This is a genomic window from Lutibacter sp. (genome assembly GCF_041596795.1).
In the GTDB taxonomy this organism is placed as follows: Bacteria; Bacteroidota; Bacteroidia; order Flavobacteriales; family Flavobacteriaceae; genus Lutibacter.
Genome location: NZ_JBFHHX010000123.1, coordinates 1 through 9,675 on the forward strand (window position 1 = coordinate 1; position 9,675 = coordinate 9,675).

A 9,675-nucleotide genomic window follows, 5' to 3' on the forward strand; every position below is an offset into this window, starting at 1 on the left:
TGTTACATAATCTTTTGGTTCATCTTTACAAGAGACTACAACTAGTACAATACTTAAAAAATAAATTAATTTTTTCATGTTATTTAATTCTTATTTAAAATTTGATATTCCTGTTTTTAACCAATTTTGATATTCTGTAACATCTGGTGTATACGCAACTGGTTCATTTAATTTTTCTTCGTTTGTATTTAACAATACATAAAATGGTTGTGCGTTTGCACCATATTTAATAGTTTGAAATTCACTCCATTTCTGACCGATATATTTCAATTTTTTTCCTGGTCGTAATTTCGATTCAATTTCTTCACCTGCTGGCAATGGTCTTTTATCATCAACATACAATGATATTAAAACAACTTCATTTTTTAATATTGGTAAAATTTCATCTTTAACCCAAACATTTTGTTCCATTTTACGGCAATTTACACAAGCGTGTCCTGTAAAATCTAACATTATAGGTTTATTTACTTTTTTAGCATAGGCAACACCTAAATCATAATCATTAAAAGCCATTATATTATGTGGTGGCATTATGTGTGCTCCTTCTGGTAATTCTGAAATATTTTCTGCTGATGCACTTCCAGTTTTTGTAAATCCAACTCCGTACGGAGACTCTGCATAATGTTGCGCTGGAGGAAAAGCGCTAATTAAATTTAACGGCGCTCCCCATAATCCAGGAATCATATAAATGGTAAAAGTTAATGATAACAATCCTAAACCTAATCTTCCAACAGAAATATGTGAACTTGGCGAATCATGTGGCAATTGAATTTTTCCAAATAGGTACAATGCCAAAACTCCAAATATTGCAATCCAAATTGCTAAAAACACTTCACGTTCTAACCAATGTAATTGCAACACTAAATCGGCATTTGATAAAAATTTAAATGCTAGCGCTAATTCTAAAAATCCTAAAACAACTTTTACTGTATTTAACCAACCACCAGATTTTGGTAATGAATTTAACCAACCTGGGAAAGCTGCAAATAATGCAAACGGAATTGCTAAGGCTAATGAAAAACCTAACATTCCAACAATAGGTCCAATTTGATTTCCACCAGCAGCGGCTTCCACTAATAACGTTCCCACAATTGGACCAGTACATGAAAATGATACAATTGCCAGGGCTAAAGCCATAAAGAAAATTCCAATAATTCCTCCTCTATCTGCTTGCGCATCTACTTTTGTTCCCCAACTACTTGGTAACACAATTTCAAAAGCCCCTAAAAATGATATTGCAAAAATTACTAGTAATAAAAAGAAAATAATATTAAACCATACATTTGTAGATAAGGCATTTAATGCGTCGGCTCCAAAAATAAAACTCACTAACAACCCTAAAACCACATAAATAATTACAATAGAAATTCCATAAATAATGGCATTTCTAATTCCCATTGCTCTACTTTTACTCTGTTTTGTAAAAAAGCTAACGGTCATTGGAATCATTGGAAACACACAAGGTGTTAGTAATGCAGCAAAACCCGAAAAGAAGGCTATAATAAAAATAGTTAATAAACTTTTATCTGATGATTTTTTAATTGGTTTTGTTTCCGCCACCTTTACTTGCTCCACAGTTTCTGCCACTTCAGCAATAGTATCGTTTTCCTCAACAGGATTGGCAGTGAAATTAATTCCGTTTGAAACTGGTATAGCAAAATTTAAATCAACATCGGTTGGTGGTAAGCAACTAGCATCATCACACACCATAAATTCAACAGTTCCGTTAATTTTAAAAGCATCTTTAGACAGTAATTTTATCCGTTGTTTAAAGGTTGCTTTGTTTTCGAAATATTTAATTTTCATATCAAAAACTGGGTCATGAACCGTTTTACCAACTTCTTCAGAGGTAGTACCGGTTAGCTCAAAATTCGCAGTTTTCTCAAAAGAAAATGAAGTTGGAATTGGTCCATCTTGTGGAACATTTTGTGAATATAAATGCCAGTTTTTTTCTATGCTAGCAGTTATTATTAAATCGTATTCAGTTTCTGAAATTTTCTCTACAGCAGTGTTCCATTTTACTGGGTCATGAATTTGTGAAAAGCCAATGGAAACTACAAATAGGAAAAGAAATACAATATATTTTTTCATTTTAAAGGGTGATTTTTTTAGTAAAAACATCAAAATTAAACAATAATTATCACTCAGTCGTTTAATTCGGCAGTTTCGCCAGCTTCTTTGTGTTAAAATTTTCTTAATGTAAGATTAATCTGTTTTCTTCCTTATTTTAAAAAACAAACTTACTCCGTTATTCCATTTCTAAATAATGGCATTTGTGTAATTTACAGTGCAACTAATTGCTTTTTTTAACTTTTTCTAAAAAATTATCACTTCCCTTTTTTTCGTCAATTAAAATTGCAACTAATTTTTTCAAGTCTTTTGCAATAATTAATTCCACATCTTCAATTGGTTTTTCAATTTGTAAAAGTTGTTGGTTAAAATTTTCATACTCACTTTTAGTTGGTTTTTTACTATTTAAAATTGATAAAAGTGTTGTTGAAATTTCTGATAAATTTTTAGATAAAGGCTCTATATTATTAAGAATTGGACTCCCTTTTTTTAGTTGAGAAAACTGACTGTAATTTGAAGCCCATTTTTTAAGTAAAGAAACAATTTCTGCCTTAATATTTTCATTTTTTGTTAAACTAAAATCATTCACTAATTCTTTAAAAATAATAGCATCACTTGCATCTGCAGTACAAGCATCTGCAAATAATGTAAAAGGCGAGTATGTTTTATATTCTGTTCCACCTGCATTTCTTGAATAATTTTTTAAGGGCTCACATACTTTTGTTAAAGTTACAAGAGGTTCAATGTTTTGATTATTTGTAATGTTACGTAAAATAACATCTCTGTTTCTAATATGTGTAATTCCAAGTTCTTCTAGTCTAAAACTTACTACATCTAACCTTTTGTACATACTTAAAACATCAACAATATCTCCAGATGACCAAAAACGTTCAGCAATTGCAGCTGTTCTTGGCCATATTCGTGAATCTATAGTTAAATTAGTAACCAACTCACTCCACATAGTTGCTTCACCACCTAAAATTCTTGCTTTTTCTAGTTCCGATAAATTGTTGTTTTTAGGTATTGGATCTACCAAATAATGATTAATTACAGGTTGCATTAAATCTATATAATAACCATTAGAAAGTACGGTATTGTAACCATTTTTTGCAGCTTTAAACAGTGAACTTTTTAACATATCGCCTTGATTAGATCCTTTCCAAGAATGAATTAATGCAGAAGTTGGCATATTATCTGTCATAATTTCTTCCCAACCCATTACTGATTTTCCATGTTTTGCTAAAATTTCTTGCAGGCGAATGTTCATAAACGTTTGCAAATGGTGGTTAGAATTTATATTATTTTTTCTTTTAAATTCTTGAATTTTTTGATTTTCATCCCAATGTTTACCTTCATTTTCATCGCCTCCAATATGAAAATATGTATCAGGAAACAATGCAGCCATTTCACCAAACAAATCGCCTAAAATTTTGTAAGTTTTCTCATTTGTTGGATCTAGTGTTGGGTCAAAAATTCCTGAAAAACGCTCTATTGAATATATAGTATCTTTACTTCCAATTTCTGGATAAGCGGTTAAAATAGCTGTTGCATGACCGGGAACATCAACTTCAGGTACTACTCTAATTCCTCTATCAGAAGCATATTGAACTATATCTTTAATTTGTTCTTGCGTATAATACAATCCGTCTGAACCTAGTTGATGTAACTTTGGATGTGTTTTAGATTCAATTCTAAAGCCTTGGTCATCTGTTAAATGCCAATGAAAAACGTTCATTTTAACAGCTGCCATTGCATCTAAATTTCGTTTTAAAACATCTATAGGTTGAAAATGACGCGCCACATCTATCATTAAACCGCGCCATGTAAACCGTGGAGAATCATTAATTTCAACTTCAGGAAAATAATAGGAATTTAAATTATTATCTACCAATTGCAACAGTGTTTCTAAGGCATAAATTACACCAATATCTGTGGTTGCATTAATGGTTATTTTGGTTGAAGAAACTTGTAATTGGTACGATTCATCTTCGTTTATTTTTAATTCACCAGCTCTTTTATATGAAATTTCTACAGTTGCATTTTTTAGTTCATTGTTACTAACAGCAAATCCATTTTCAAAAAAAACTCCAGTTCTACCGCCTAATCTATTTATAAATTTGGTGGTTGCAACATCAATTCTTTTGGTTGATTTTGTAAGTACTAAAATTGTAAAATCAGGTTTAATTTCAAGTATTGAACTCCCTAAAATTACTTCTTGTGGCCAAGGCATTAAATTCAGTGAATTTGTTTGACTAAAACCGGAAATTGCGAAAAGAGACATAAAGCAGCATAGAATTTTTTTCATAATAAATTTTTAATAATAGTATCTTTTAAAAGCCTCTAATGCAGCATAATCTGCCAAGCCTAATTGATGATATTTTTGTGCAGTTTCATTATTTCTTTCTTCAGCACGCACCCAAAACTCTCGCGTATCGTTTCCTTGAAACATTACACCATCTTTTTGAGATTGATGAAAGAAAATTGCTTTACGTTTTCTAAGTACCTGATCTGGACTCATTGGTACTGCCATATCTATTTGATGAATATCCCACTCGTGCCAAGCGCCTCTATACAACCAAAGCCAGCAATCATCCATATATTTTTCTGGTTTTAATATTTTTAAGGCTGAGAAAATAGCATCTAAACAAACTTTATGAGTTCCATGAGGATCAGCTAAATCACCAGCTGCAAAAATTTGATGTGGTTTAATTAATGCTATTAAATTGGCAACAATATCTATATCTATTTTACCTATTGGATTTTTTTTAATGGTACCTGTTTCGTAAAAAGGTAAATTTAAAAAATGTACATTTTCATCGGGAACACCTATAAATCTTGTAGCGGCTAATGATTCTCTTTTTCTAATTAATCCTTTTAATTTTCTCACTTCCAAATCATCTTCAACATCTCCTTCTTTATATTTTAGCTTCTTAATAATAACATCAATATTTTCACTTCCACAATTTATATCTTTCACCACTTCTGCATATTTTAAAGCTTCATAATTTGAAACAGCAATATTTCCTGAAGTTTGGTATGCTACGTGAACTTCGTGCCCTTGTTCCACCAACCTATCAAAGGTTCCTCCCATAGAAATTACATCGTCATCTGGGTGTGGACTAAAAATAAGCACTCTTTTTTTAACTGGATTTGCACGTTCTGGTCTAGAAGAATCATCAGCATACGGTTTTCCACCAGGCCAACCTGTTATGGTATGCTGTAATTTATTAAACATTTTAATATTAATGTCGTACGCAGAGCCTTCTTGTACTAATAAACTAGACATTCCGTAGTTATTGTAATCTTTATCTGTTAATTTTAAAATAGACTTTTTAGCCATTTTACATAACCAAATAATAGCTTTACCTGTTAATTCTTCGGTCCAAATACAAGGTCCAACCAACCAAGGAGTGTTTAAACGCGTTAAATCTTGAGCAGCTTCATCATTTAATATAAAAGTAGTATTGTTATGTTCTTGTAGGTAGGTTGCTGGAACCTCTGAAGTAATTTCCCCTTCAATTGTTTCCTTTATTATAGATGCTTTATTGTGCCCCCAAGCTAACAAAATAATTCTTTTAGCTTTTTTAACAGTTCCAATACCCATAGTAATTGCTTTTTTAGGCACTTTATCAATTCCTAAAAAAGAAGGTGCTGCATCAGCACGTGTTAAAGGATCTAGTGTAATACTTCGTGTTCCAGAATTATAATGCGAACCAGGCTCGTTAAAACCAATATGACCTGTTCTTCCAATTCCTAGTATTTGAAAATCTAATCCACCATATTCTTTAATTTTTAAATCGTAATCAATACAATATTGATGTAGCTCATCCGCAGGAATAGTTCCATTAGGAATGTTTATATTTTCGGGTTTTATATCAATATAATTAAATAAATGCTGATGCATAAAATAATGATAACTATGCACGCTATTTTTATCCATCGGATAATATTCGTCTAAATTAAAAGTTACAACATTATAAAAACTTAACCCTTCTTCTTTATGCATTCTTACCAACTCTTCATACACTTTAATTGGAGAAGAACCTGTAGCCAATCCTAAAACACATAGTTTATTTTGAGCTTGTTTAGCTCTAATTAATTCAGCTATTTCTTGCGCAACGCAAATAGAAGCCTCCACAGAACTTGTAAATACTATATTATGAATTTTCTCAAAACGAGTTTCTTCAAATTGGCCAGCGGGTTGATGTTTTATTTTAGAAACTTTCATAGATTTTATTTTATTTAAACTAAAAGTATAATGCCTTGTAAATTTATTAAACACTTTTCTTTATTCTTGATTTTTTTTTAACTAATTACTTGCTAATGAATAAAAAAATTACAATTCATAAATTTCTTTTAAGTGCTTTGGCTACGTTGTTTAATTTCTACATATTCATTTAATAACACTTGGTTATGAACTATTTTATACGATAAAGAAATATGCTTGTCTATATTTTTGTTTTCATTCTATAAAATAATTTAGAAAACTTATTTTTAGTAGTATATTAGAAGAATATTTTATAATCAATCATACACCAAATTATGTCATCAACAACATACCAAAACTCCCCAAAAAACAACACTTTTGTTCCTATTTTAATTATTGCAGGATTATTTTTTATTTTCGGATTTGTTACCTGGATTAACGGCGCATTAATTCCGTTTATGAAAACCATTAATGAATTAACCTCTGCACAATCTTTTTTAGTTGCCTCTGCATCGTATATTTCATTTGTTTTTATGGCTTTACCTGCTTCGTATATTTTAGAAAAAATAGGATACCGAAAAGGAATGAGTTTAGGATTATTTGTTATGGCAATTGGTGCTTTAGTTTTTATTCCGGCTGCCGAAGCAAGAACTTATTGGGTATTTTTAGCAGGAATTTTTATTCAAGGAATGGGAATGACCTTATTACAAACAGCATCTAATCCGTATATTACTATTTTAGGACCTATGGATAGTGCTGCAAAACGAATTGCCATTATGGGAATTGCAAATAAAGTGGCAGGTGCTTTGGGATCGCTTATTTTTGGAGCCATTTTATTATCTGGTATAGAAGATGTTCAAAAAAAATTATCTTTAGTAAGTGCTTCAGAAAAAAATGAATTATTAAACACAATGGCCGATAGTGTTGTAATGCCTTATATTATTATGGCTGCTGTACTTTTTGTATTAGGAATTTTAATTAGAAAAGCACCACTACCACATGTTGAAGCTGAACCAATTGATGAAGTTACAGAAGGAAAGACTACCAAAACAAGCATTTTCCAGTTTCCACATTTATGGCTAGGTGTTTTAACGTTATTTGTATATGTTGGTGCCGAAGTGATTGCTGGAGATACCATTATTGCTTATGGAATTTCTCTTGGAATTTCTGGTGATGAAGCTAAATATTTTACAACATTTACCTTATTAGCAATGGTTGCTACATATGCTTTAGGTGTGTTTTTAATACCAAAATATATAAGTCAAGCTTTTGCTTTAAAAGCAAGTGCTATTTTAGGTATTGTATTTACTTTTTGCATTGTATTTACAACCGGGTTTGTTTCCATAGTTTTTGTAGCTGCTTTAGGAATTGCAAACGCATTGGTTTGGCCAGCAGTTTGGCCTTTAACCTTAAAAGGTTTGGGTAAATTTACCAAAACAGCATCGGCGTTATTAATTATGGCAATTTCTGGAGGTGCAATTATTCCACCTTTATATGGTAAATTTGTTGATAGTGGTAAAGCAAACTTAATTGCTGAAGGATTAAGTGAAGCAGCAGCTACGGCACAATCAGCTACATCTGGTTATTGGATTTTGCTTCCTTGTTACATCATTATTTTATACTATGCTATTTCTGGACACAAACTAGGATTAAAAAAATAAACCTAAATTTTTTATTTATGGCTGCCCAACGTTTAATTGCGCTAGATGTTATGCGCGGACTTACCATTGCATTAATGATTATGGTAAATACTCCAGGAAGTTGGAGCTATGTTTATCCTCCGCTTTTACATGCTAATTGGCACGGTTGCACACCTACAGATTTAGTTTTTCCATTTTTCTTATTTATCGTTGGTGTTTCAATGTGGTTTTCATTTAAAAAGTTTGATAAAGGAATTACAAAAAAGTCGCTTTTAAAAGTTTTAAAACGCGCTTTAATTTTGTTTTTACTAGGTGTTTTTTTAAACGCTTTTCCTAACTTTAACTTTGAAAAATTACGTTTATTTGGCGTTTTACAACGCATTTCAATAGCTTATTTAATAGGAGCGCTTTTATATTTGCAGTTCAATTACAAACAATTATTAGGCATTTTTACAGGTATTTTAATTTCTTATTGGGGAATTTTGTTTTTTGGAAGCCCTGAAGGTCCTTATGAATTAACATCTAACTTTGTTTTAAAAGTAGACAAGTTTTTATTTGGAGAAATTCACTTATACAAAGGTTTTGGAATTCCGTTTGATCCAGAAGGGTTCTTATCTTCAATACCTGCCGTTGCAACCTTGCTTTTAGGGTATTTTTCAGGGAGAATTATTGAATTAACAGGGAACATTATTCAAGTAATTAAAAAATTACTTTTAATTGGAGCAATTGCTGTTTTTGTTGGCTTTATTTGGAGTTTTGCTTTTCCAATTAACAAAGCATTATGGACCAGTACTTATGTTTTGTATTCTGGCGGATTAGCAATGGTTTTTTTAGCTTTTTTATTGTGGATTATTGATGTGCATCATTTTAAAAAATGGGCAACTTCATTTTTACATTTTGGCACAAATCCTTTGGCTATTTATATATTTTCAGGAATATATGTAAAGACAATTATCTATCTTATAAAGGTTAAAAATTCTCAAGGCGAATTAGTTTCAGGCTATAATTATTTATTTACTGATGTTTTTGCGCCAATTGCTGGAAATATGAATGGTTCTTTACTTTTTGCAATTGCGCATATTATTTTCTTTTGGTTTATTACCTATGTTTTATATAAAAGAAAAATATTTATAAAAATTTAAACTATTTCAAATTTAAATCATTTAAAAAATTCCATAGTTCATTTTGAATATGTTTGTTTTGCTCTTTAGTAAACTTACCATGTAAACCTCCTTCAATAGAAATTATTTGAGTTACTACACCGTTTTCTTTTAGCTTATTAAACAAAAGTAAAGATTGCCTAAATGGAACAATTGGATCTGCTGTTCCGTGAACAATAAACACCGGTGGACTTGTTGGGTATACATAATTAATTGGTGAAACCGATTTTATAAACTTACTATTATCACTCTTTATTCCCAACCAATTTTTTGCTGATTTCCAATCTTTCAACGGCTCTAAATCAGCAACTCCATATTTATTTATAATTGCCGCAACTTTTATTGTACCATCAAAATTACAATTGCTATCAAAAATGGTATTATTTGCTAACAAACCACCCATTAAGGCTAAATGTCCACCTGCCGATCCTCCCATAATTACAATTTTATTGGGATTAATATTTAATTCTTTAGCATTTTTTATAATGTAAATTAACGCGCAACGTACATCTTCTATTGCTGCAGGTGCTGTTCCTTTATCTACCAAACGATACGCCATATTTGCAACCGCATATCCGTTTTTAAAAAAAGAACCAAA

6 protein-coding genes are annotated in these 9,675 nt (G+C 30.9%); 2 read left to right on the plus strand and 4 right to left on the minus strand.

The window, feature by feature from the left end; translation table 11 throughout:
- Positions 1-90 precede the first annotated feature (90 nt).
- The 3 genes from ABY298_RS12530 to nagB all read right to left on the minus strand — a co-directional run bounded on the left by ABY298_RS12530 (position 91) and on the right by nagB (position 6,298).
- Complete coding sequence (locus ABY298_RS12530) at positions 91-2,091, minus strand: cytochrome c biogenesis protein CcdA (RefSeq protein WP_372746402.1); 2,001 nt, start codon at positions 2,089-2,091, stop codon at positions 91-93.
- 202 nt (positions 2,092-2,293) lie between these two features.
- Positions 2,294-4,351, minus strand: a complete 2,058-nt coding sequence (locus ABY298_RS12535; RefSeq protein WP_372746403.1) for a beta-N-acetylhexosaminidase — start codon at positions 4,349-4,351, stop codon at positions 2,294-2,296.
- Positions 4,352-4,384: 33 nt separating this feature from the next.
- Complete coding sequence (gene nagB / locus ABY298_RS12540) at positions 4,385-6,298, minus strand: glucosamine-6-phosphate deaminase (protein WP_372746404.1); 1,914 nt, start codon at positions 6,296-6,298, stop codon at positions 4,385-4,387.
- Positions 6,299-6,612: 314 nt separating this feature from the next.
- On the opposite strand from nagB, the gene ABY298_RS12545 reads away from it, so the two are divergent.
- Positions 6,613-7,938: a sugar MFS transporter gene (locus ABY298_RS12545; protein ID WP_372746405.1), complete on the plus strand. Its 1,326-nt coding sequence runs from the start codon at positions 6,613-6,615 to the stop codon at positions 7,936-7,938.
- 17 nt (positions 7,939-7,955) lie between these two features.
- Positions 7,956-9,059: an acyltransferase family protein gene (locus tag ABY298_RS12550; RefSeq protein WP_372746406.1), complete on the plus strand. Its 1,104-nt coding sequence runs from the start codon at positions 7,956-7,958 to the stop codon at positions 9,057-9,059.
- A 1-nt stretch (position 9,060) separates the two neighbouring features.
- Here the strand turns inward: ABY298_RS12550 and ABY298_RS12555 are convergent.
- On the minus strand, positions 9,061-9,675 hold a 615-nt coding region (locus tag ABY298_RS12555), incomplete at its 5' end, for a prolyl oligopeptidase family serine peptidase (RefSeq protein WP_372746407.1).

Bases quoted from the DNA above. Each gene is read 5' to 3' on its own strand.
- nagB (WP_372746404.1), bottom strand. From the start codon at position 6,298: ATGAAAGTTTCTAAAATAAAACATCAACCCGCTGGCCAATTTGAAGAA.
- ABY298_RS12545 (WP_372746405.1), top strand. From the start codon at position 6,613: ATGTCATCAACAACATACCAAAACTCCCCAAAAAACAACACTTTTGTT.
- ABY298_RS12550 (WP_372746406.1), top strand. From the start codon at position 7,956: ATGGCTGCCCAACGTTTAATTGCGCTAGATGTTATGCGCGGACTTACC.
- ABY298_RS12530 (WP_372746402.1), bottom strand. From the start codon at position 2,091: ATGAAAAAATATATTGTATTTCTTTTCCTATTTGTAGTTTCCATTGGC.
- ABY298_RS12535 (WP_372746403.1), bottom strand. From the start codon at position 4,351: ATGTCTCTTTTCGCAATTTCCGGTTTTAGTCAAACAAATTCACTGAAT.